General features: G+C 70.1%; 20 protein-coding genes. 18 read left to right on the top strand and 2 right to left on the bottom strand.

The window, feature by feature from the left end; genetic code table 11:
* Positions 1-160: 160 nt before the first annotated feature.
* Entirely contained in the window at positions 161-1,078 is a 918-nt protein-coding gene (locus tag EUC46_RS10265) for a translation initiation factor 2 (RefSeq protein ID WP_206645966.1), read from the bottom strand.
* A 222-nt stretch (positions 1,079-1,300) separates the two neighbouring features.
* Between EUC46_RS10265 and EUC46_RS10260 the strand changes: the two genes are divergently transcribed.
* The 16 genes from EUC46_RS10260 to EUC46_RS10185 all read left to right on the top strand — a co-directional run bounded on the left by EUC46_RS10260 (position 1,301) and on the right by EUC46_RS10185 (position 19,279).
* The gene (locus EUC46_RS10260; protein ID WP_128774065.1) at positions 1,301-3,151 is read left to right on the top strand and encodes a phosphoenolpyruvate carboxykinase (GTP); all 1,851 of its coding nucleotides are present in this window, start codon (positions 1,301-1,303) and stop codon (positions 3,149-3,151) included.
* Positions 3,152-3,398: 247 nt separating this feature from the next.
* Complete coding sequence (locus EUC46_RS10255) at positions 3,399-3,695, top strand: hypothetical protein (RefSeq protein WP_128774064.1); 297 nt, start codon at positions 3,399-3,401, stop codon at positions 3,693-3,695.
* A 10-nt stretch (positions 3,696-3,705) separates the two neighbouring features.
* Positions 3,706-4,959, top strand: a complete 1,254-nt coding sequence (gene purD / locus EUC46_RS10250) for a phosphoribosylamine--glycine ligase (protein WP_128774063.1) — start codon at positions 3,706-3,708, stop codon at positions 4,957-4,959.
* 314 nt (positions 4,960-5,273) lie between these two features.
* Positions 5,274-6,422: a hypothetical protein gene (locus EUC46_RS10245; RefSeq protein WP_128774062.1), complete on the top strand. Its 1,149-nt coding sequence runs from the start codon at positions 5,274-5,276 to the stop codon at positions 6,420-6,422.
* A gap of 42 nt (positions 6,423-6,464) precedes the next feature.
* Positions 6,465-7,409 carry a phosphoribosylaminoimidazolesuccinocarboxamide synthase gene (locus tag EUC46_RS10240; RefSeq protein WP_128774061.1) on the top strand — a complete coding sequence of 315 codons (945 nt, stop codon included), beginning with the start codon at positions 6,465-6,467 and terminating at the stop codon, positions 7,407-7,409.
* Between the two features lie 102 nt (positions 7,410-7,511).
* Positions 7,512-8,225 (top strand): hypothetical protein, encoded by a 714-nt coding sequence (locus EUC46_RS10235; protein WP_421701705.1) that lies wholly within the window; start codon positions 7,512-7,514, stop codon positions 8,223-8,225.
* Positions 8,222-9,196, top strand: a complete 975-nt coding sequence (locus EUC46_RS13090; RefSeq protein WP_241655525.1) for a PsbA protein — start codon at positions 8,222-8,224, stop codon at positions 9,194-9,196. Before EUC46_RS10235 ends, EUC46_RS13090 begins: the two co-directional genes overlap by 4 nt.
* A gap of 194 nt (positions 9,197-9,390) precedes the next feature.
* Positions 9,391-9,645, top strand: coding sequence for a phosphoribosylformylglycinamidine synthase subunit PurS (purS, locus tag EUC46_RS10225; protein WP_128774059.1), 255 nt, complete (start codon positions 9,391-9,393; stop codon positions 9,643-9,645).
* Between the two features lie 9 nt (positions 9,646-9,654).
* Positions 9,655-10,356 (top strand): phosphoribosylformylglycinamidine synthase subunit PurQ, encoded by a 702-nt coding sequence (gene purQ / locus EUC46_RS10220; RefSeq protein WP_128774069.1) that lies wholly within the window; start codon positions 9,655-9,657, stop codon positions 10,354-10,356.
* A gap of 318 nt (positions 10,357-10,674) precedes the next feature.
* A complete protein-coding gene (locus EUC46_RS10215) occupies positions 10,675-12,357 on the top strand; it encodes an ABC transporter substrate-binding protein (RefSeq protein WP_206645965.1) in 1,683 nt (560 codons plus the stop codon).
* A 72-nt stretch (positions 12,358-12,429) separates the two neighbouring features.
* Positions 12,430-13,419, top strand: a complete 990-nt coding sequence (locus EUC46_RS10210; protein WP_128774058.1) for an ABC transporter permease — start codon at positions 12,430-12,432, stop codon at positions 13,417-13,419.
* A gap of 10 nt (positions 13,420-13,429) precedes the next feature.
* Complete coding sequence (locus tag EUC46_RS10205; protein WP_128774057.1) at positions 13,430-14,380, top strand: ABC transporter permease; 951 nt, start codon at positions 13,430-13,432, stop codon at positions 14,378-14,380.
* Positions 14,377-15,276: an ABC transporter ATP-binding protein gene (locus EUC46_RS10200; protein ID WP_128774056.1), complete on the top strand. Its 900-nt coding sequence runs from the start codon at positions 14,377-14,379 to the stop codon at positions 15,274-15,276. Before EUC46_RS10205 ends, EUC46_RS10200 begins: the two co-directional genes overlap by 4 nt.
* The gene (locus EUC46_RS10195; RefSeq protein WP_128774055.1) at positions 15,273-16,103 is read left to right on the top strand and encodes an ABC transporter ATP-binding protein; all 831 of its coding nucleotides are present in this window, start codon (positions 15,273-15,275) and stop codon (positions 16,101-16,103) included. The genes EUC46_RS10200 and EUC46_RS10195 overlap by 4 nt, the downstream gene beginning before the upstream one ends.
* Positions 16,096-16,692 (top strand): SGNH/GDSL hydrolase family protein, encoded by a 597-nt coding sequence (locus EUC46_RS10190; RefSeq protein ID WP_128774054.1) that lies wholly within the window; start codon positions 16,096-16,098, stop codon positions 16,690-16,692. The genes EUC46_RS10195 and EUC46_RS10190 overlap by 8 nt, the downstream gene beginning before the upstream one ends.
* Positions 16,693-16,807: 115 nt before the next feature.
* Positions 16,808-19,279 carry a glycoside hydrolase family 2 protein gene (locus EUC46_RS10185; protein WP_128774053.1) on the top strand — a complete coding sequence of 824 codons (2,472 nt, stop codon included), beginning with the start codon at positions 16,808-16,810 and terminating at the stop codon, positions 19,277-19,279.
* 65 nt (positions 19,280-19,344) lie between these two features.
* On the opposite strand, the gene EUC46_RS10180 is transcribed toward EUC46_RS10185, so the two are convergent.
* Positions 19,345-20,205: a LacI family DNA-binding transcriptional regulator gene (locus EUC46_RS10180; protein ID WP_128774052.1), complete on the bottom strand. Its 861-nt coding sequence runs from the start codon at positions 20,203-20,205 to the stop codon at positions 19,345-19,347.
* A gap of 145 nt (positions 20,206-20,350) precedes the next feature.
* On the opposite strand from EUC46_RS10180, the gene EUC46_RS10175 reads away from it, so the two are divergent.
* Together EUC46_RS10175 and EUC46_RS10170 are read left to right on the top strand one after the other, a co-directional pair.
* Positions 20,351-21,547 carry an ROK family transcriptional regulator gene (locus EUC46_RS10175; RefSeq protein ID WP_128774051.1) on the top strand — a complete coding sequence of 399 codons (1,197 nt, stop codon included), beginning with the start codon at positions 20,351-20,353 and terminating at the stop codon, positions 21,545-21,547.
* Between the two features lie 85 nt (positions 21,548-21,632).
* The gene (locus EUC46_RS10170) at positions 21,633-23,090 is read left to right on the top strand and encodes a glycoside hydrolase family 1 protein (protein ID WP_128774050.1); all 1,458 of its coding nucleotides are present in this window, start codon (positions 21,633-21,635) and stop codon (positions 23,088-23,090) included.
* The last annotated feature ends 229 nt before the right edge of the window (positions 23,091-23,319 follow it).

Below are 23,319 nucleotides of genomic sequence, written 5' to 3'. Positions count from 1 at the left end.
GCCTCATACGCCTGACCTACGGACCCCACGCATCCATAGCCGAACGACTACGACACCTCACCTACGAACCATCAGAAGCAACACGCCTGGTCACAGCACCATAGAAACAACTTTGCCGAGCCCCTGGGGCATCGTGCACCATGATCACGATGCCGGAGTGTCAGGATCGACGACGCCGCTTGCGAGATTCGGCCCGCCCCCGCCCCCGTGCCCGCCGGCGGCTTCTTCGGACCCAGGGGCGGCGGCGTTCTTGGGCGGCACCGGCGGCGATGCGGCGGCGGCGCTTACGGATACCGGCCCAGGCCACGGCGGCCCCAACGAGTGCCACCGCCCCTGCGATCCACCCCCCGAAGCGGTCCCAGAGGCTCAGCCCGCGGGAGGCGGTGGCGTAGCCGGAAGCGCTTACGCCGTCGGAGAGTACGTCCGCGTCATCCCAGGACACCGTGGAGCCCGAGACAGTCCCGCCCCCGGCATCGACAACGGCTCCGGGGAAGGTGATGGTCAGATGGGCGTCGACCATGGCGTTCAGGGAGATGGTGGGGGTCGCCTCTGCTCCTCCCGCAGTTGGGGCGCCAGGGGCGGCGCCGGCCTGCGGAGTGGCCCCGTTGTCGGGATTATCGGCATTAGCGGCATTATCGGCGGCCGGGGTGGCGTCGGCGGGCTGCGCGGTGCTCGGGGGCGCCTCGGGGAACAATCCGCTGATGGTGACCACGTAGAGGTCGCCGTCGCGCACTACCAGGGCGCCGTCGGTCTCCTCGGAGGCCTGGGGGATGCTCACCCCGGTGACAGTGACCAGGCAGCCCAGACCGTCCTTGTCGCCGGCGCCGCCTATGGGCGTGGAGGTCACCTTCGTCCCCTCCGAGGCGCCAATGATCGCCGGATCGGCGTAGTTGGCGCAGTCGGTGTCCGCCGTTATCACCTCCCCAGTGGTGTCCCGCATCTCCAGGACGACGTCGTAGCTGTCCTTCGGCGAGATCGTCATCTCCATGTGGGCGGTGCAGGCGCCCAGGGTCAGGCAGGCGGCGGCCACCAGGAGCGCGGCGGGCCGGCGGGGTGTGGTCGACGCGGTCGCGAGCATCCTTAGACGCTACACCGGGCCTGCTTCACTGACGGCGGAACCAGCGGTCGTCAAGGGATTCGGCTGCCCGAAAACGGCCTGATTCGGCGAGAAACCGCCGGATTGTACGCCTGTGCCGGGCCTGATGTGGGACTTATGGTGGCGTGACCGTGTCTCCGGCTTAGGGGAGGATGGGGCCTGACCGATCGAGAGTCGCACACAACCCTAAAGAAGGGACTCCATATGACCGTGTCTGAGAAGGACGTCCGCGCTGCGGCGCCGGCCAACGCTCCTGAGGACGTCATCGCCTTCGTCACCCGCATTGCGGAGCTCGGCAAGCCTGACTCGGTGTACTTCTGCGACGGCTCTGAGGAGGAGTGGACCCGCTTGACCGATGAGATGGTCGAGTCCGGCATGTTCATCCGCCTCAACCCCGAGAAGCGCCCCAACTCCTTCCTGGCCCGTTCGCTGCCCAGCGACGTCGCCCGCGTTGAGTCCCGCACCTTCATCTGCTCGGAGAAGGAAGAGGACGCCGGCCCGACCAACAACTGGTACGACCCGGCGGAGATGAAGAAGATTCTCAACGAGAAGTTCGACGGCGCCTACGCCGGGCGCACTCTCTACGTGATCCCCTTCTCCATGGGTCCCCTGGGCGGCCCGATCTCCCAGCTGGGCATTGAGATCACCGACTCGCCCTACGTCGTGGTCAACATGCGCATTATGACCCGCATGGGCTCGGAGGCCATGGACCTCATTAACGAGGGTCGCACCTGGGTCCCGGCCGTCCACTCCGTGGGCGCCCCGCTGGCCGCTCACGAGGCGGACACCGCCTGGCCCTGCAACGAGGAGAAGTACATTACCCACTTCCCGGAGACCAACGAGATCTGGTCCTACGGCTCGGGCTACGGCGGCAACGCCCTGCTGGGCAAGAAGTGCTACGCGCTGCGCATCGCCTCGACGATGGCGCGCCGCGACGGCTGGATGGCCGAGCACATGCTCATCCTGCGCCTGACCGACGAGAAGTCCGGCAAGCAGTACCACGTCACCGCCGCTTTCCCGAGCGCCTGCGGCAAGACCAACCTGGCCATGCTCCAGCCCACCATTCCGGGCTACAAGGTTGAGACCATCGGCGACGACATCTCCTGGATGCGCCCCGGCCCGGACGGCCGTCTGCGCGCCATCAACCCGGAGGCGGGCTTCTTCGGCGTCGCCCCGGGCACCTCCTATGAGACCAACCCGATGGCGATGGAGACCATGAAGGCCAACTCCATCTTCACCAACGTGGCTTTGACCGATGACGGCGATGTGTGGTGGGAGGGCATTGACGCCCCGCTGCCCGAGCACCTCATTGACTGGCAGGGCAATGACTACACCCCTGCCGACGCCGAGGCCGGCAAGAAGGCCGCGCACCCGAACTCGCGTTTCACCACGCCCGCCTCGCAGTGCCCGATCATCTGTCCGGACTGGGAGGCCCCTGCGGGCGTCCCGATTGACGCGATCCTCTTCGGCGGCCGCCGCGCCACGAACGTGCCGCTGGTGGCCGAGCAGTACGAGAACGCCCACGGCGTGTTCATTGGCGCCTCCGTGGCCTCCGAGGTCACTGCCGCCGCCCTGGACGCCAAGGTCGGCTCGCTGCGCCACGACCCCTTCGCCATGCTCCCCTTCTGCGGCTACCACATGGCCGACTACTGGAGCCACTGGCTGGAGATGCAGGACAAGCTGGGCGACAAGTTCCCGAAGGTCTACCAGGTCAACTGGTTCCGCAAGGACGAGGACGGCAAGTTCATGTGGCCCGGCTATGGCGAGAACTCGCGCGTCCTGGACTGGATCGTCAAGCGCGCCGCCGGCGAGGTCGGGGCCGTCGAGGGCGTGACGGGCCGCTACCCCAAGTTCGAGGACTTCAACCTTGAGGGCCTGGACCTGGATGAGGCCACCTGGGCCAAGCTCTTCGAGATTGACCCCGACGCCTGGGCCGCTGAGATGGACGGCACCGAGGAGTACTTCGCCCAGTTCGGCGACAAGCTCCCCGAGGCCGTGACTGAGCAGCTGGCCAAGTTCCGCGAGCGCATCGCCGCCAAGAAGGCCCAGGCCTGAGCGCCTGAGAACGGCTCCAGATCGGCGCGGGCCGGCCCTGCGCCAACACGGAGCCATCACTGAGCCGCACGATCGACGCCCCCGGGGGAGACACCCCGGGGGCGTCGGTCGTGCGGCGCGAGCGCCGGTCAGGGGCGACGGCGGGCGGGGAGGTCTGCCCGGTGACGTCGCCGCGGTTCGTTCTCACGCCCGGTTCGCCGGCGGGAGGGAGGACGCGAGCGAGGGCACCAATCTCCTCAGTTCCCAGGTGCAGTGGGACGAGTGGCCGGCCCTCCTGCCGTCAGATGACCTGCAGCGCGTGACCGACGCCGTCGGCACCACGGACTTCGGCTCCCAGGCTCTGATTGTGTACGGCCAGTACCAGTGTCAGGCGAAGTGGAGTCTGCGCACTCCTGCCAGGGGCGCCGTGCTGATTGTGGTGGACGACTCCGAGGGCCTGCACTGTGTGCAATCAGCGGGCGCGGGCGGGTGCCCTCGCCCAGGGGGCACCGCTACAAACGCAGTCGTCCGTGGGACGCCCGCGTTCACCCACCTCTTCCTCTAGGCTTGAGCCTGTGAAGATCCTGCTTCTGGGGTCCGGCGCGCGCGAGCACGCCCTGGCCCGCGCCCTCGCATCCGACCCCGCCACCACCGAGCTCGTCGTGGCCCCCGGCAACCCCGGCACGGCCTCCATTGCCACCAACTTCGCCGTCAACCCCTGCTCCAGCGCAGAGGTGGTGGATCTGGCCACCCAGATGGGCGCCGACCTCGTCGTTGTTGGTCCGGAGGCCCCGCTGGTGGCGGGAGTCGGTGATGCTGTGCGTGAAGCGGGCTTCGCCTGCTTCGGCCCCGGTGTCGAGGCCGCCCGGCTCGAGGGCTCCAAGGCCTTCGCCAAGGAGGTCATGGCCGCCGCCGGCGTGCCCACAGCCCAGGCGGTCACCTGCGCCACGCCCGAGGAGCTCGCCGCCGCCCTGGACCGCTTCGGGGCCCCGCACGTGGTTAAGGACGACGGTCTGGCCGCCGGCAAGGGCGTCGTCGTCACCTCCGACCGCCAGGCCGCTCTCGCCCACGGCCTGGCCTGCCTGGCCAAGGAGGGCGGGCGTGTTCTCGTTGAGGACTACCTTGACGGCCCCGAGATCTCCCTGTTCTGCGTCTGTGACGGGGCCACGGTCCGCCCCCTGGCCCCCGCCCAGGACTTCAAGCGCCTCAGCGACGGCGACGCCGGGCCCAACACCGGCGGCATGGGCTCCTACACCCCCCTGACCTGGGCTCCCGCCGACATTGCCGAACAGGTGGTCGACCACATTGCCCAGCCGGTCATCGACGAGATGGCCCGTCGCGGGACCGCTTTCATCGGCCTGCTCTACTGCGGGCTGGCCCTGACCCGCGACGGCTTGCGCGTGGTGGAGTTCAATGTGCGCTTCGGTGACCCCGAGACCCAGGTGGTCCTGGCCCGACTGACCTCGTCCTTGCCCGAGCTACTGCACGCCGCCGCCACCGGGCGCCTGGCCCAGGTCCCCGAGCCGACCTGGTCGACCGACAGTGCTGTGGATGTTGTTCTCGCCGCCCCCGGATACCCTGCCGCAGCCGCCACTGGCGGAGTGATTACGGGCCTCTCGCAGGCCGAGGCCGTTGAGGGCGTCCACATTCTGCACGCCGGCACCGCCCTGGACGACGACGGCGCACTGATCAGCGCCGGGGGCCGCGTCTTGTCCGTGGTTGCCGTTGGCCCCACAGTCCAGGCCGCCCGTGAGCGCGCCTATGAGGCGGTGGGTCGCATCCACCTCGACGGCGCCCAGTACCGCACTGACATCGCCGCCGGACGCTGAGGGCCCTCACCCCCTCGTTCATGGTGTTCATGGTGCCGGCGGGGCCCGATTCAGCCGCGACGGTCCGGCGCGGGCGGCAGCCTCCTGCCACCGGCACCACCTGGGAGCTGGTGGCAGTATTGCGCCATGACCCTGACCGTCAGCCCCGCCTCTTCGAGGCCCTGGCCCTGCCAGGACAAGAATGCGGCTCCCGCGAAAGGGCCGGCCATATCCACACCCCTATCACTCACGGCTCCTGGGAATGATCAAGAGCCTGGTAGCGGCCGCCCGGCGGGCCGCCACCACGAGCCGGCGGCACTGCACTGGAGGCGCATATGAGCAGCTATCCGGAGTACGGCAACGCGTCGAAGTGGGACAAGCAGCCGCAAGACGATGACGCCTCCGGCTCAGGCGGCGACGGCGCCGCGCCACAGGACGCGGGAGGGAACGGGGCGGGGGCAGAGGCCCCCGGCAGCGGTGGGGGAGCACCCGGCAGCATCCCCGCCATGGAGACCTTCGAGTACCGGGCCATCGGCTCGTTCGGGGGACCCACTTCTTTGGGCTCCTCGGCAGATCCTCAACCCCCGGCTGCGCCCCCGACCGGCCGAGTCAGCCCGCCCCTGACTGGCCGGGTCGATCAACCCTCGCCCGGCCCGGTCGGCCCGCCCCCGACCGGCCCGTCGTCGGCCCGCCGGGCCACCCCGGGCCCCGGTCAGACCTCAGCTGAGCCACTGGCCCACGGCGCTCCCAGCGACTACGGCATCACGCGACCCGGTGGTGATGCATGGGGCAGCAGCGCCCCAGACGCCTCATCCCGCGCCGCCACGAACACGGCTGATGGTGATGGCCCCGAAGATGACGACATTATTGACTCTGAGATCGATACGCTCCCATCCAAGCTATTCGTCAGTGCCTTCCTCGGCGGAATTCTGGCGGCCATTATTTTTTTCGGATGCGCGTTCGTCATCCCCCAGCACGGACCCAGCGCCCTGTGGCCCTATTTCATCTTCCAGACCCTGCCCTGCTTCGTCTTCATCTCGGCACTGGCCTCGCTACTGCTCCTGCCGCCCTGGGATCTGCTTGTTAAGCAGCGGCGCCGCGACCGCGCGGACGACCGGGCCGGCCGGCCCAGGCGGCCCCGCCAGGCGGCCAAGGGCATGACCGCTGTGCTCGTCATTGGCATTGTGCTCCAAGCCGTGGTCCTGGGCGCACTGGGGTTCCAGGTGCGCGACGTCGTCATGGACCAGGTCTCAGGGCCGGTCACGGTGGAGGTTGCTCAATGCACGAAAATGGAGCTCCCCCATAACTCTTTCACAGAACGGGCTGAACTCGAATTCGCGGACGGCACGCGCATAACCGTGGGTTGGGGGCGCCACAAAGATATTGGCGCCGACCTTGAGAGCTTGTGCTCCACGCACTCCTCCTTCACCATGGAGTGGTGGAGGCGCACTGGGACCATCCGGCACATTACCGTCACGCCGTGATGAGGCGCCCACCGTGCCGCAACCCGGTGGCAGGATGGACCCATGAGCCAGCCCGTCAGCTCCAGCACAGCCGACTCCAGCCCGTCCGGCATCCCTGAGGCGCCCACCCTGCCCGGCTGGGAACACCGCTCCAGCGGCAAGGTCCGCGACGTCTACGCCCCGGCCGACGTCGGGCCCTGGGCCGGCCACGATGTTCTGCTGGTGGTGGCCTCTGATCGTCTTAGCGCCTACGACTACATCCTCTCCCCTCCCGTGCCGGACAAGGGCAAGATCCTCACCGCCCTGAGCGTCTGGTGGTTGGAGCAGCTGAGCGACGTCGTGCCGAACCACCTGGTCAGTCTGGAGGTGCCTGCGCAGGTCTGCGGGCGCGCCATGATCTGCCGTCGCCTGGAGATGTACCCGGTCGAGTGCGTGGCCCGCGGCTACCTCACCGGCTCGGGCCTGGTGGAGTATCGGGAGTCCCGCTCGGTGTGCGGGGTGCCCCTGCCCGAGGGCCTCATGGAGGCCTCGCGCCTGCCCGGGGCCATTTTCACTCCGGCTGCCAAGGCCGGATTGGGCGAGCACGATGAGAACGTCTCTTTTGAGCGCGTGGTTCAGATGGTGGGGCCTCATGCCGCCGCCCAGCTGCGCGAGATCACCCTGGAGCTTTACACCCGCGCCGCCCGGGTCGCCGCGCAGCGCGGGATTATCCTGGCGGACACGAAATTCGAATTCGGTGCCGGCGCCAGTGGCGAGCCGGTCTTGGGCGACGAGGTTCTCACCCCTGACTCCTCGCGCTTCTGGGCCGCCGACCAGTGGGCCCCCGGCCGGGTCACCCCCTCCTTCGACAAACAGTACGTGCGCGACTGGCTCACCTCCCCGGACTCCGGGTGGGACCGCTCCAGCGGCGCCAGGCCCCCGGCCCTGCCCGCCGAGGTCGTCCAGCGCACCCGCGAACGCTACCTGGAGGCCTACGAGCGCCTGACCGGCCGCCCGTTGGCGCTATGAGATGGTGACGTCTCCGTGAGTACCCCACCGACTCAGCCCACCGGCGTCCACCCGCCGGTGACCACACGGAGCTTCCAGCCGGGGCCCGGGTTCTTCATCGCCATGGCCCTGGGGGCTTTAGCCGCGGTGCTGGCACTGTCCGCCGCCATGGCCGGGGCCCTGGGAGTGCGGGGCGCCTCCAGCGTGCTGGGCGGGGCGGCCCTCGTGGTCGTCGGCGCCGGGATGCTGGCCCTCCTGCGCGTCCCCGCCCGCTCCTTGGTGGTCAATGCCCCACGCCTGCGCCTGGAACGCACCCGTGCGCGCCTGGCCCAGCGCCGCGGGCCCGCAGGCGGCGCACCCGATCCCGGGCCCGCAGGCCGGCGGCAGCAGTCGGCGGTCAGGCCCGCCGGCGCGCAGGCGCAGCCCACCGGCGACGCCGGGGCCGTCTACGACGTCGGGGCCGCTGGGGCCACCGGAGCCACCAGGACAGCCGGGGCCACCGGGGCCATCTACGACGTCGGGGCCGTCGGGGCCGCCGGGGCCACCGAGACGGCCGGGGCCGTGCGTTCAGGTGCCGAGCTCCTGCGGACGCCCGGCACCGGGGTATTCGTCCCCGGTTCCACGGGCGGGCGCGAATTGACCACACTCGATATTGTCTCCGGGCCCGTGACGGCGACCTTGGCCTCCACCAGCGCCGGACGCCTGGCCGACGAGCACCTGGCCGGCACCACCATCGGGGAGACGCTGGTGCGCGTACTCCAACTCCTGTGCGCGGCCTTCGGCTTCGTGCTGCTCGCCCTCGGGCTGGCGACCATCCTCATGCAGGTGCTGTCATGACCGCGTCCGCGGACGACAGCCGGCGCCCTCGGGGCGAGAGCCCCATCGACTGGGGCGGCCCCCGCCCCGCCCAGAGCCGGCCCGCCCCCACGGGTGCGGCCGCGCGCGCCGTCGACCCCGACCTGGACTGGGGGAGCGGCCGGCCACGCGATTCCTCGCACCCCACTGCCGGGCCGCCTCCCGCCGATTGGACGGGTGCGCCCACCCGGGCCCCTGATGCGCAAAGCCCTCGCGGCTGGACCGCCCCCGGCCCGGCCACGGACTGGGGCGTGAGACGCGACCGGGCCTCCGCCGGGCCCGCCCCGGGTCGCCGGAGTCGCACCCCCTGGCCCGCTGCCGTGTGGCGCCAGCGCCTCGGCGGAGTGGTCTTCGCCCTGGCCGGCCTGGCCCTGGCCACCTGGTCGGCCATGAACCTCGCCCGGGCCGCCGACGCCGGGCACCCCTGGGTCCCGCCGTGGCTGCTGGCGGTCCTCGGCGGCGCGGGCCTGGTCTCCGCCGCCGGCTACCTCGCCTGGGCCGGCGGAACCCCCGTCAAAGGAGAGGAGCGCCGCTGGACGCCCACCGCCCTGGACGCCGCCGCCGGCCTCACCACTGGCGTCGTCGAGGTCGTTGACCCGCACCACCTGCTGGACGCCGACACGTCCGGGCGGCTCCTGGCAGCCGGCACCCCCGGCCAGGGCGCCGTCGGGGACGGCCCCGGAGACCGCCGCGGCCCCGGGGACGGCCAAGGCGGGTACGCCGTGGTCGACTCCGGGCCAACGCCCATTATGGGCACCTCCACCCTCGACCAGTCTCTGCACGCCCCGGCCGGTGTCGCCGGGGCCGTGGGCGGATTCATGCTGGCGGCCGCCGTCGTCTGCGCCGTCATCGCCCTGGTGCTCGGCACCGTCTGGCTCCTGGCCACCGGCGTACTCGCCCTGGGCGGGATCATTGCCATCCGCCTGGCCGGCGACTGGCTGGGCGCCATGTGAGGGCGCCTGTTCCAGGCGCCGGCGGGGGACGCCGTGACTACCGACGAGCTCTTCGGCAATGGAGACCCGTGACCGGCGCCGGCGGGGGACGCCGACTTCCCGGGCAGGCCGGCCCGATGCGGAGCAATGCGCAGCCGCAGGAGCCCTGCGGGTAGAGTACGAGGCGCCGCCCTCCCACCACCCCAGGAGCACCGATGGGACGCATTGTCGTTGAGGTCATGCCCAAGCCCGAGATCCTTGACCCGCAGGGCAAGGCCGTCGTCGGGAGCCTGCCCCGGCTTGGATTCGACCAGTTCACGGCCGTGCGTCAGGGGCGCCGCTTCGAGTTGAGCGTGGAGGGGCCGGTCACTGAGGAGCATCTGGCCGCCGCCGCCGAGGCCGCCTCGACGCTGCTGTCCAATCCGATCATTGAGGACGTTGTCTCGGTGCGGGCCGACGAGGAGGCCTGAGCCGTGAGCCTGGACGCCCGCATTGGGGTCATTACTTTCCCCGGCACGCTCGACGACGTCGACGCCGCTCGCGCCGTGCGCCTGGCCGGGGCCCAGCCCGTGGCCCTGTGGCACAAGGATGCCGACCTTCACGGGGTGGAGGCCGTCGTCGTCCCCGGCGGCTTCTCCTACGGGGACTATCTGCGCTGTGGCGCCATTGCCCGCTTCGCCCCCGTCATGGACGCGGTTGTCGAGGCGGCCGGGCGGGGCATGCCCGTCCTGGGCATCTGCAATGGCTTCCAGATCCTCACTGAGGCCCACCTCCTGCCCGGCGCCCTCATCCGCAACGACCATCAGAAGTTCATCTGCCGCGAGCAGCGCCTGCGCGTGGAATCCACCAGCACGGCCTGGTCCGCCGGTTTTGCGCCCGGCGAGGAGATCGTCGTCCCCATGAAGAACGGGGAGGGCAACTTCATCGCCTCACCCGCCGAGCTCGACCGGCTCGAGGGCGAGGGCCTGGTCGTCTTCCGCTACCTGGGCGGCAACCCCAACGGTTCCGCCCACGACATTGCCGGCGTGCGCAACGAGCGCGGCAACGTCGTCGGCCTCATGCCCCACCCCGAGCACGCGGTCGAGGCCGGCTTCGGCCCCGACTCCGCCACCGGTCCCCGCACGGGCACCGATGGGCTGAGGATCTTCCGCTCCGCCATGAGCGCGCTGCTCGCCGTCTGAGCAGGCGCGTCCGTCGCCTCCCGTCCGCGCGCTCGAGCGCGCGCCCCGGCGCTCTCGCCACCGCTGCCCCTGCCGGCGGTGGTGAGCGCTGCGTCATCGGGCCGGCCGTGCGCTGATGCGACGGGTGCGCCCAATAGCGGCTCACAGTCACCTCGATCCATATTTAGGTCAAACGTCCCTTGGACTTACTTAAGTAGGTAAGTTAACTTAGTCGTGGTTGCAGGGACTCGTCCCGTGGGACCGCCGGGTCGTGCAACGCGACGAAGGCCCGGCATTCTCAATCTCGCCAAAGGTGGCGACAAGGAAGGAAGACGCGTCGTGAAACTCTTGGACATCCCGATGAGGCGCAGGGCGTTCCTGGCCTCCACAGCCACGGCCGCAGCCACGGCGCTGGCGCTGACGGCCTGCTCCGGCAGCGGTTCGTCTGGCTCCGGCTCCGTCCTCACCATCTTCAACGGTGCCACCGGAACCATCACCACCAACTTCAGCCCGTTCTCCGCCACTGCGCTCCAGCCCACGCGCGGCCTCATCTTCGAGCCCCTCTTCTGGTACAACCTGGCCACGGGTGCGGATCCCGAGCCCCAGCTCGGCCAGACCTTCTCCTGGAACGAGGACGGCACGCAGCTCACGATCACCGTGCGCGAAGGGGTGACGTGGAGCGATGGTGAGCCATTCACCGCCGCCGACGTCGCCTTCACCTTCAACCTCATTGAGAAGACCCCGGCCCTCAACACCTCCGGGCTGAGCGCCACCGCCGAGGCCACGGACGATGCCACCGTGGTCCTCACCTTCCCCGAGCCCTCCTTCACCCAGGAGCCGGACGTCCTGGGCGGCCAGGGCATCGTGCCCGAGCACCTGTGGAAGGACGTGGACGACCCCACCACCTTCACCAACGAGGCGCCGGTCGGCACCGGGCCGTTCACCCTGGACAAGATGTCCTCGCAGAGCTACTCGCTCAAGGCCAACCCCACCTACTGGGACGGGGAGCCCGCCGTCAAGGAGGTCCGGTACATCTCCCTGGAGAGCGCCGACGCCGCGAGCGCGTCCCTCACCGCCGGCGAGGTGGACTGGATGAGCGCCTACCTGCCGAGCATCGACACCATCGTCGGTTCCAAGAAGGAGCTCAGCTACATCAACACCCCGACCATGACCACCTGCCTCATGACGGCGAGCAACGCGGAGCTCGGCTGCACCGGCCCTCAGACGGACCCGGCGGTGCGCCGGGCGATGTACTACGCCATGGACCGGACCCAGCTCAACAAGCTCGCCGGAGGAGGGTTCGCCGGGGTGGCCTCGCCCACGCTGCTCCTGGCGGAGCGCGACTCGGACTGGATCGCCAACGCCGACAATCGCGAGGTCCCTCAGACCGCGGACACGGACAAGGCCAACCAGATCCTCGACGAGGCGGGCTGGACCATGGGGGCCGACGGGGTGAGGGTCAAGGACGGGGAGCGCCTCTCCATGACCGTGATCACCGTGACCGGCTGGTCGGACTACATCTCGCTCAACGACACGCTCGTCCAGCAGTTCGCGAAGGTCGGCATCGAACTCAAGCCCAGCCAGGTCTCCTGGAACGAGTGGAACCAGGCCGAGTTGACGGGAAACTACCAGCTGGCGCTGGACTCAATCGGTCTGGGGAGTTCGACTAACCCGTACTTCACCTACAACCCCAAGCTCAACTCCGCCAATACCGTGCCCGTGGGCGAGTCCACCTCCGCGGGCAACGTGGGGCGCTACTCGAACGCCGACGTCGACGCGGCCATCCGGGCCGCGGCCATCACCAACGACGTCGAGGCGCAGAAGCAGGCCTACGCCACGATCCAGGACCGGCTCGTCGAGGACATCCCCTACATCCCGATCTACGTGAACTCGCTGCTCACCGAGTTCAACAACTCGCGGTTCACCGGATGGCCCAGCGAGGAGGATCTCTACGCGCTTCCCGCCTCCTGGAAGGCCTGGGACTGCGGCATCATCCTGCGAAAGGTCAAGCCGGTCGAGTGACGCACATGGGTGGGCCGGTACTCAACGGCCCGGCCCACCCGGTCACGACTCGGACACACGGAAGGCTCCACGATGCGGTACCTCATTCGAAAAATCGGCTTCTACGTCATCGCCCTCTGGGCGGCGGTGACCCTCAACTTCCTCATCCCCCGCATGCTTCCCGGCAACCCGGTGGACATTATGGTCTCACGGCTGGCCGCCAAGGGCCCAGTCTCCCCGGCGACGCGGTCCGCGGTGGAGGCCCTGCTCGGGGCCGACAGCAGTCAGAGCATCTGGCAGCAGTACATCGGCTACCTCGGCCAGCTCGCTCACGGCGATCTCGGCGTCTCGGTCGCCTACTTCCCGACTCCCGTCGGCCAGGTGATCTCCCAGACGCTGCCGTGGACGGTGGGCCTCATCGGCCTGGCCACATTCATCTCCTTCCTCCTCGGAATCGGCCTGGGCACGATCGCCGGGTGGAAGCGGGGCTCCTGGCTGGACAACATCATCCCCGGACTCACCATGCTCCAGTCCGTCCCCTACTTCTGGCTCGCACTCATCCTCCTGTTCATCTTCGGGAGCCTGTGGCACGTCTTCCCGCTCCACGGCGGCTACGACGTCTACGGGGTCGAGATCGGGTGGAACTGGCCCTTCATCCAATCCGTCCTGTACTACGGCACGCTGCCGGCCCTGACGATCGTCATCTCCTCCGTGGGTGGATGGACGCTCGGGATGCGCAACATGATGGTCTCGACCATATCCGAGGACTACATCCTCACGGCCGAGGCGAAGGGGCTCACACCACGGCGGATCCGCACCTGGTACGCCGCACGGAACGCCGTGCTGCCGTCCATCTCCGGCTTCGCCATCTCGCTCGGATTCGTCGTCGCCGGGTCGATCGTCACCGAGCAGGTCTTCTCCTACCCCGGGATCGGGACGGCGCTGTTCCAGGCCGTCAACAACAACGACTACTCACTCATGCAGGGCGTGTTCCTGGTCATCACCCTGTCCGTACTGGGGGCCAACCTCGTGGTGGACCTCCTCTACGGCGTCATCGATCCCCGCACACGCGCTCGGTCCTGAAGGAGCACCCATGACCACCAGCCTCAGTACCCAACCGGATCAGAGCCGCCCGCGCCGTCACCGCGGTCCGCGCCTCACACCGAAGCTCGCCATCGGCTCCACCATTGTCATCCTCACCGTGCTCTTCGGCGCGGTCGGCCCCCTGGTCGTGGGAAACCCCTCGACCGTCCGCGACATCGCCATGACCCCTCCGTCCTCCGATTTCATCCTGGGGACCACCCAGACCGGTCAGGACGTATTCGCCCAGCTCGCGTACGCCACTCGCGGATCGCTCACCATCGGGGTCGTCGTCGGGGTGCTCACCCTGGTGCTCTCGGCCTTCTTCGGCGTAGTCGGCGCCTTCGCCGGCGGTTGGCTCGACGACGCCTTCTCGCTGCTCAGCAATGTCATGCTCGTCATCCCCGGCCTGCCGCTCGTCATCGTCATCTCCTCCTACGTCTCCGACAAGAGCATCTGGCTGGTCGCCTTCATCCTGGCCATCACCGGCTGGGCGGGCTCCGCCCGGGTCCTGCGCGGATTCACACTCAGCGTCCGCAACCGCGACTACGTGCTGGCCGCGCAGGTCGCCGGCGAGAAGCGGTGGCGCATCCTCGCTGTGGAGATCCTCCCCAACCTCATCCCGCTGCTCGCCTCCCAGGTGGTCTTCGCGATCATCTCCGGAATCCTCGGTGAGGCCGGCCTGTCCTTCCTCGGGCTGGGGGCCTCCGGCACCTTCACCTGGGGCACCATGCTCTACTTCGCGCAAAACGGCCTGGCGCTCCGACTCGGCGCGTGGTGGTGGTTCGTTCCACCGGGGCTCATGCTGGCGCTCTTCGGCGCCGCACTGTCCATGATCAACTTCTCGATCGACGAGACCATCAACCCCAAGCTGCGAACCGCAACCACCGCCGCCCGCAAACGCCGCAAGGCGCCCCGTGCCGCAGCGCCGTCCACCACCCGCATCGAGGAGGCAGTCGCATGAGCACCGCGAACCGCACTCGGTCAGCATCCTCGCGCACCGTGGCGAGTAGCCCCGTCCTGAGCCTAGAGCGCATGACGATCGACTACGAGGTTGACCCGCCCGTGCACGCGGTCAAGGACGTCACCCTCACGCTCCACCGCGGCGAGATCCTCGGCCTGGCGGGCGAGAGCGGATGTGGCAAGTCGACCCTGGCCTACGGGGCGATCCAGCTGCTCAAGCCGCCGGCGCGCCGGGTCTGTGGGGCCGCCGTGTTCCACTCCCGCGAGGGCCACGACATCGACCTCACGGCGCTCTCAGGCGCCGACTTGCGCGCCGTGCGCTGGGACAAGGTCGCAATGGTCTTCCAGGGGGCCATGAACTCCCTCAACCCGGTCCTGTCCATCCGGACCCAGCTCGACGACGTCCTGCGGACCCACAGGCCGGAGATGAGCAAGGAGGACCGGCGCGCGCGCTGCGCCGAGCTCCTCGAGAGCGTGGGCGTTGACCGCAACCGGCTTCAGGCCTATCCGCACGAGCTCTCCGGGGGCATGCGTCAACGCGTCATGATCGCCATGGCGCTGGCCCTCGAACCCCAGATCCTCATTATGGACGAGCCCACCACCGCGCTCGACGTGGTGGTCCAAAGGGAGATCCTCAGGGAGATCTCGCGCCTGAGGGAGGAGTTGGGCTTCGCGGTCATCTTCATCACGCACGACCTCCCGCTGCTCCTGGAGATCTCCGACCGCATCGCCGTCATGCGCAACGGCGTGGTCATCGAGCTGGCGGACGCCGTCGACATCTACACCAGGCCACAGCACGAGTACACCAAGCGGCTGCTCTCATCCTTCCCATCGCTGACGGGGGAGCGGGGCGCCTTCGTGCGAACCGGACGCACCCACACCAAGGAGGAGTCATGACAGTCCTGGAAGCCAGGCACCTCGTCAAGGAGTACACCCTGCGCAACGGGCTGCGAACCAGCACGCTCCGGGCGGTGAACGATGTCTCCTTCTCGCTCGTCCCGGGCAAGACCGTCGCCCTGGTCGGCCAGTCCGGTTCGGGGAAGTCGACGATCGCCAAGCTGCTCCTGCAACTGGAGCGGCCCACGTCCGGCGAGATCCTCATCGACGGAACGGCCGTGGGCCGGCGCGGGCGGCGCCTGGCCGCCTACCGCGGCACCGTCCAGATGGTGTTCCAGGATCCGTTCGCCTCGCTCAACCCGTACCACTCGATCGGTCACCACCTGGCGCGCCCCGTCAGGCTGCACCACCGGGGCATGTCCCGCAGCGATGTGCAGGAACGGGTCCTCGACCTTCTTCGCCGTGTGCGCCTCGACCCCGCCGAGGACTACGCCGAGCGCAAGCCGCACGAGCTCTCCGGGGGCCAGCGTCAGCGCGTCGCCATCGCCCGCGCGCTGGCACCAGACCCGGGCATCCTCATCGCCGACGAGCCGGTCTCAATGCTGGACGTCTCGATCCGCCTCGGCGTCCTCAACCTGCTGGCCGACCTCCAGGAGGAGAACGAGCTCGGCGTCCTGTACATCACCCACGACCTGGCCACCGCTCGACACTTCTCCGACGAGATCATGGTGCTCTACCACGGCGAGGTTGTGGAGCAGGGCCCTGCGGACAGCGTGATCCTCCACCCGCAGCACTCCTACACCCGATTGCTGCGCGAGGCGGCACCAGATCCGGAGCGCCGCCTGGCCGAGCTGCGCGGCGCCGGGAGGGGAGCAAGCCATGTGTGAACGGCTGGTCCTCACCGGGGACTCGATCACCGCTTGGGGACGGGCGGATCCCGCCGACCCCCACGACCTGGGAACCGGGTACGTTTCGCTGCTGGCCCGCGAGCGGCTCGACGGCCTGGAGGTCCTCAACACCGGCATCGGCGGCGACCGCCTGGCCGACCTGGCCGCGAGGTGGGAGAAGGACGTCCTCGCCCTCGAACCGGACGCGGTCAGCGTCTACATCGGGATCAACGACACATGGCGCCACGTGGACTCGGGCCTCGACTCGCCCGTGGACCGCTTCGAGGAGGAGTACCGCTCGCTCATCGAGCCCCTGGCCGCCTCCGGCACCACGACCGTCCTCGTATCCCCCTTCGTGCTCCCGGCGCCCGGGGAGGACCGGGACTGGGAGGGGGACCTGGGCCCGCGCGCCGCCGCCATCGAGCGCCTCGCAGCAGACACGGGCTCCCGCCTGGTCCGGCTCCAGGAGCCCATGACCCGGCTCGCGGCACTCACCAGCCCCTCGCGCGTCGCCCTGGACGGGGTGCATCCCACGATGCTGGGGCACGCCCTCATCGCCGACCTGTGGTGGGACGCCTGGACCAGGTGACCCGCCGGCCGCCACCACGGTCGAGCGGCGGCCGGCCCGCACCAGGGGCCGACCGCTCGCAGTCCCCATGACCTACACGGTCCCCGGAACCGAACCATCTCAACGAGGAGACACCATGACCACCTCCACCGTGCTCGACCAGGGCTGGACGCTCAGCCTTCTCGGCGGGCCCGCGCCCAGCGGCCTCGACCTGCCGGCGAGGATCGACGCCCTAGTGCCCGGCTGCGTCCACACCGACCTCCTAACGGCCGGGCTCATCGACGACCCGCTCGACGGTGCCAACGAGTCCGAGCTCGCCTGGATCGGGCGGTGCCGCTGGTCGTACCGCACCAGCTTCGCGACGACCGCCCCGAAGGACGGCGAGCACCTCGAGATCGTCCTCGAGGGGGTGGACACCGTGGCGACCGTGCGTCTCAACGGCGTGGTCCTCGGCCAACCGGACAACCAGTTCCTCACGTGGCGCTACGAGGTGACCGACCTGGTGAAGGACAGCGGGAACGAACTCGAGGTGCTCTTCGAGTCGGCCCTCGAGACCGCCGAGGAGCGCGAGCGGGAGCACGGCCCGCTCCCGCACGTCAATGCCCACCCCTACAACCAGATCCGAAAGATGGCCTGCAACTTCGGCTGGGACTGGGGGCCCGTGGCCGTGACCGCGGGCCTGTGGCGCCCCGTACGCCTCGAGCGCTGGCGGGGTACGCGCGTCACCTCCGTCCTCAACCACAACGACCTTGTGGGCGCCGCGGACGCCCGGCCCACCGGCGTCGCCCGGCTCACCGTCGGCGTCCTGCGCGATCCGGGGGCGCCCCCGGCCGAGCTCACCATGACCGTGGCGGGCCGCACCACCACGGCGGCCGTGACGGGCGAGGGGAGGCGGACCGTCGAGCTTGAGGTCGAGGTCCCGCAGGTCTCACCGTGGTGGCCCCGCGGCTACGGGGATCAGTCGCTCTACGAGGCGAGCCTCAGCCTGGAGGGCCAGACGGTCTGGAGCCGCCGCCTCGGCTTCCGCCGGGTGGAGCTCGACATGGAACCCGATGAGCACGGCACGCCGCTGCGCCTCGCGGTCAATGACCGCCTCGTCCTGGTCAAGGGGGTCAACTGGATCCCCGACGACGTGTTCGTGACCCGGATCACCCGCGAGCGCTATCGCGCCGCCCTCGCTGACGCGATCGACTGCGACTGCAACCTGGTGCGGGTCTGGGGCGGCGGCCTCTACGAGGGCGAGGACTTCTACGACGCCACCGACGAGCTCGGGCTCCTGGTGTGGCAGGACTTCCTCTTCGCCTGCGCCACCTACCCGGAGGAGGAGTGGATGCGGGGCAGCGTCGAGGCCGAGGCCCGGGAGGCGGTCGGCCAGTTGGCGGGCCGGGCCTCACTCGTGATGTGGTGCGGCGGCAACGAGGACGAGACCGCCTACCACGAGTGGGGCTGGATGAAGGGGCTTGTCGGGGAGCGTACCTGGGGCGAGGGGTACTACCGGGACCTGCTTCCCCGGATCGTCGCCGAGCTGGACCCGGCCACGCCCTACATTCCCAACAGCCCCTTCTCACCGGACCTCGGCGACGCACCCAACGCGGCGGCGACCGGTGACGCCCACATCTGGGACGTGTGGAACGAGAAGGACTACCGGGAGTACGCCGCCTGGACGCCCCGGTTCGCCTCAGAGTTCGGCTTTGCGGGCCCCATGGCGTGGTCCACCCTGGTCCGCTCCGTTCACGATGCGCCCCTGGCCCCCGACGGCGACCAGCTCGCCGTCCACCAGAAGGCCGAGGACGGCGCCAGGAAGCTGAGCCAGGGGCTCGCCGGTCACCTGCCCGAGCCGACGGACATCCGCAGGTGGCACTGGGCCACGCAACTCAACCAGGCGCGCGCGGTCGCATTCGGGGTCCGTCACTGGCGCTCCCTGCAGCCGGTGTGCACCGGGACGATCGTCTGGCAGCTCAACGACTGCTGGCCCGTCATCTCCTGGGCCGTGGTGGACGGGGACGGCGTCCGCAAGCCCGCCTGGTTCGCCCTGCGGCGGGCGCACGCGGACCGCGCCCTCGTCCTGGAGCGGGTCGGGGACGGGACCCTGCGCTTGAGCGCCGTCAACGACCTTCCGCAGCCGTGGCGGGCAGTGGTCCGCGTGGGGCGCGGACGACGTCATGGGGACGGCGTGACATGGGACGAGGGGCGCAGGATCGACGTCCCGGTCGCAGGCGCGACCGCCGTCATCCTGCCCGAGGACGACGACCCGGACTCCTTCGTGGTCGCCGAGGCCGACGGCGCGCCGCGGGTGGTCTGCTTCCGCCACGAGGACGTCGAGGCGGGCCTGCCGGCACCCGCCTACGACGCCCGCGTCCTGGAGCAGCCGGACGGGTACGAGGTCAGGGTCCGAGCCCGCTCCCTCCTCAGGGACCTCGCGGTTGACCCCGACCAGGTGGCTCCGGGCGCCGCGGTGGACGAGATGCTCGTGGACCTCCTGCCCGGTGAGGACGTGTCGTTCCGCGTCACCTCCGGGCGGTTGGAGGATCCCTCGGCGCTGACGAGGTGGCCCGTCCTGCGCACGGCCAACCACCTCCTGCACCCTGGGGGCGAGTCCCTGGCATGAACGCCGGTCAGGGGCGGGACCGGACGGGGGCCCCACCGGCGCCCCCCGAGCCGGTCCGCTCCGAGTCAGCGCCCCGGGGCCGCTCCTACGGAGGCCCGGGGGATCCAGTGGTACGGCGGCTCGGAGAGCACCGGGGCGCTTGCCGGGTCCTCGGTGAGGGCGCACTGCCCGGCCAGCCGCCCGAACTCGTGCACGTCCACCGCGACGGCCGCGATCGGCGGGTTGGCGAGCTCGCAGGCGGGGGAGTCGTCCCAAGCGACAATGCTCAGCTCATCGGGGACGGCGATGCCGGCCTCCCCGGCACTGTGCAGGCCGGCGAGCGCCATGGTGTCGTTGTCGAAGACGATGGCGGTGGGCCGGGAGCGGTCCGTGCGGGTCAGGAGGGACAGGGTCGCCTCCTCACCCGACTTCGCCGTGTACTCGCCGGGAATGATCGACAGATCGACACCGTGGCGCTCGGCCGCCCGCCGGCAGGCCTCGTCACGGACTCGCGTGTGCTGGAGCGCACGCGGGCCGCTCACCCGGGCCACCACTGTGTGCCCCATGCCGGCCAGCCGCTCGATGACGGCGAACGCCGGGGTCGCATTCGCCGCACGGACACACCCCAGCCCTGGAACCGGCTCCTCGGCTCCTGCCATGACGCCCTTGAGCCCGAGTTCGCGCAGAAGCGCCGGCCGAGGGTCGTCGGCCTGGGCGTTGACGAGCAGGACGCCTTCCACGAACCCGGTGGTCGCCCAATCCCGGTAGACGTCGAGTTCCTTGGCCGTGCTCGTGACGAGGCGGACCACGAGCACGGCCCCAGTCCCGAGGAAGGCCTCCTCGACGCCGTCGACGAATTCGGTGTAGAAGGGCTCGGAGATGAGCAGGTGAGGGGGGCGGGCCAGGACCAGCCCCCATCGACTGGTCCCGCTGCGTGCTGTGGACATGGTCTTAAGTCCTCGGATGATCGGGGCGGCGCTGCGAGCCTGCACGGCGTCCGCCTCCTGAAGAATGGGCCTGTTGGCCTGGTACCGGGAGATTCTAGGTCTAACGCCCGACCGGACCACTACCTACTTCAGGAAAGGATGACTCATGCGGACTTCTGACACCCGGTCGCTCGTCTTCGACCTGGTGAGGGCGGCGGGCCAGGTCAGTCGAGCCGGCCTGGCCGAGCGGACAGGACTCACTGCGGCGACCATCTCTACCACCGTGCGTCAGCTCCTCGCCGACGGGCTGGTGGCGGAGTCGGGCCGGGCGCCCTCCACCGGCGGCAAGCCCCGGACCTTCATTTCCGTCGTGCCCGAGGCGCGCTTCGCCGTGGGGATCCAGGTGGGGCACTCCGGAGCGGTCCTCGTCGTCACCGACCTCACCGGCTCGGTGCTTGCCATGACCCGTCGGCAGACCGGAGCCGATCCGGGCACCGCCGAGTTCGTCGACCGTCTCACCGAGGAGTTCGACGAGATCCTCCTGGCCGCGGGGTTGTCACGCTCCGACGTCGTCGGGGCGGGAGTCGGATTGTCCGGCCTCATTGACCGCCGGCAGATCTCGGGCAGGCAGCAGGACTACCGCGGTCACCGCCCCGCAGGCCTCCGGGGGGACCTGGAGCGCGCGCTCGGTGTCCCGGTGGTGGTGGACAACGACGCCACCGCCGCAGCGCTGGGCGAGTGGTGGGTCTCCAGCGCTGGGCAGACGGAGGATGCTGTCGTCGTCTACCTCGGGGCCGGCATTGGCGCGGGACTGCTCATGGAAGGGCAGGTGGTCCAGGGCGGGTCCGGCAACGCCGGTGAGCTGGGCCACGTGTGCGTGGACGTTCACGGGCCGCGCTGCGTGTGCGGTGCGCAGGGGTGCGTCGAGGCCGTGGCCGGGCCGTGGGCCGTAGTCGAGGCCGCGATCAGCCGGCCCGCGCTCGCCCGCGCCGCCGGTCTCGGGGCGGAGGTGGGTACCCACGGGTCGGTGGAGGCGGACTTCGCCGCGGTCGCCCGAGCGGCGCGCCGGGGCCTCCCGGAGGCCGAGCGCCTCCTGACCGAGTCGGCGCGGGTCCTGGCGGTCGCCGTCCGGTCCGTGGTCAACGTGGTCGACGCGGACGCCGTGATCCTCACCGGCCCGTCCATTGCCGTGGCGGCTCCGATCTACCTCCCCGTCATCGCCTCCGAGATCCGCACCATGTCCTACGCGCGGACGATCCACGAAGTCGCCGTGCGGCTCTCGCCCAATGGCTCGACCGCAGCGGCGATCGGGGCCGCGGCTCTGGCGCTCTACGAGGACATCCGCTCGCCGGCCGCACCCTGAACCCGGCGCCACGAACCCCGGGATCCTCGGCGCCGCCGTCGTCGAGGACCCCGACCGATCCGTCCACGGCACTAAGGAGAGACACATGACAGACACGACGGGCACGACGCCGGCGAGCAGCCGGGCCTTCCCAACCTCGTTCCTCTGGGGGACCGCGACCGCCTCCTACCAGATCGAGGGCGGGGCCCATGAGGGCGGACGCGGCCGGAGCATCTGGGACGACTTCAGCGAGACGCCCGGCCGCGTCCTCAACGGGGACACCGGCGCAGTGGCCTGCGACCACTACCACCGGTGGGAGGAGGACCTCGATCTCCTCGCGGACCTCGGTGTGGGCGCCTACCGGCTGTCGATCGCGTGGCCGCGCCTCTTCCCGACGGCGGACGAGGTGCTCAACCCCCAGGGCGTCGCCTTCTACCGCGAGATTCTCACCGGCCTGCGCTGCCGCGGCATCGCGCCGGTGGTGACCCTGTACCACTGGGATCTGCCGTCCTACCTCGAGGCCTCCGGCGGGTGGGCCGAGCGGGCCACCGCCCTGGCCTTCAGCCGCTACGCCCGCGCCTGCGCCGAGGTCTTCGGCGATCTGGTGGACACCTGGACCACCCTCAACGAGCCCTGGTGCTCGGCGTTCCTCGGCTACGCCTCAGGGGTCCACGCCCCGGGCCGGTGCGAGCCCGAGACGGCCCTGCGCGCGGCCCACCACCTCAACCTGGCCCACGGCCTGGCCGTGCGGGCCCTGCGGGAGGCGCTGGGCGCGCGGGCGACGGTGTCCGTCACCCTCAACCTCCACGTGGTCCGCCCGGCCGACCCGGCCGACGCCGATTGCGTGGCGGCCGCTGACGCCATTGACCTCGTGGGCAACGAGATCTGGCTCGGGCCGCTCCTGCGGGGCGAGTACCCCGCCGAGCTGCTCCGCCTCACCCGGGGTGTCACCGACTGGGGCTTCGTCCAGGACGGCGACCTGGAGACCGCGCATGCCGGGGTGGATGTGCTCGGCGTCAACTACTATTCCCCGAACACGGTACGGCGCCGGCAGGAGGGCGCGGCCCCCGGCGGCTCCGGGGGGCACGGGGCGGGGAGCGCCTCTCCGTGGGTTGGCTGCGACGACGTGGAGTTCCTGCCGCCACCTCCGCCTCTGACGGCGATGGGGTGGGGCGTCGACCCGAGCGGGCTCACCGACCTGCTGACCTCGCTCGCACAGCGCTACCCGGGACTCCCGCTCATTGTCACCGAGAACGGCGCCGCCTACGACGACGTTCCTGTGGCCGGTAGGGTCCATGACGCGCACCGGGTGGCCTATCTGCGGGACCACGTCGAGGCTGTGGGGAGGGCGCTCGACGCCGGTGCCGATGTGCGCGGCTACTTCCTGTGGTCATTCCTGGACAACTTCGAGTGGGCCTACGGATACTCCAAGCGCTTCGGGATCGTCCGGGTCGACTACGACACCCTCACCAGGACGCCCAAGGACTCCTTCGCCTGGTACCGGCAGCTCGTCCGCAGCGGCAGCCTGCCGCCGGTGCAGGCGGGCGGTGCGGAGTCGGCGTGAGGGGCGTCCAATGACAACGACCGCAATCCACAGGCCCGCGGGGCGGCCTGTGGACAGAACGCCCTTGTACCGGGTATTCCGCCCCAGAACCGCGGGGCGCCCCCCTGGGGTGGCCGGGGTCTCCAGCGCCCGCCCGCAATGCGCCAATGACGTAGTGAGAACGGCCGAACGGAAGCGCCCTTTCCGACCCGATGCCGCCCCCCGCCGTGAGAAATCTTGTTCTTTCGTT

The sequence above is a fragment of the Actinomyces oricola genome (genome assembly GCF_004104015.1).
Classification (GTDB): Bacteria; Actinomycetota; Actinomycetes; order Actinomycetales; family Actinomycetaceae; genus Actinomyces; species Actinomyces oricola.
The sequence above is the reverse complement of the archived record's forward strand: the minus strand, read 5'-3'. Positions and strand labels throughout refer to the sequence as shown.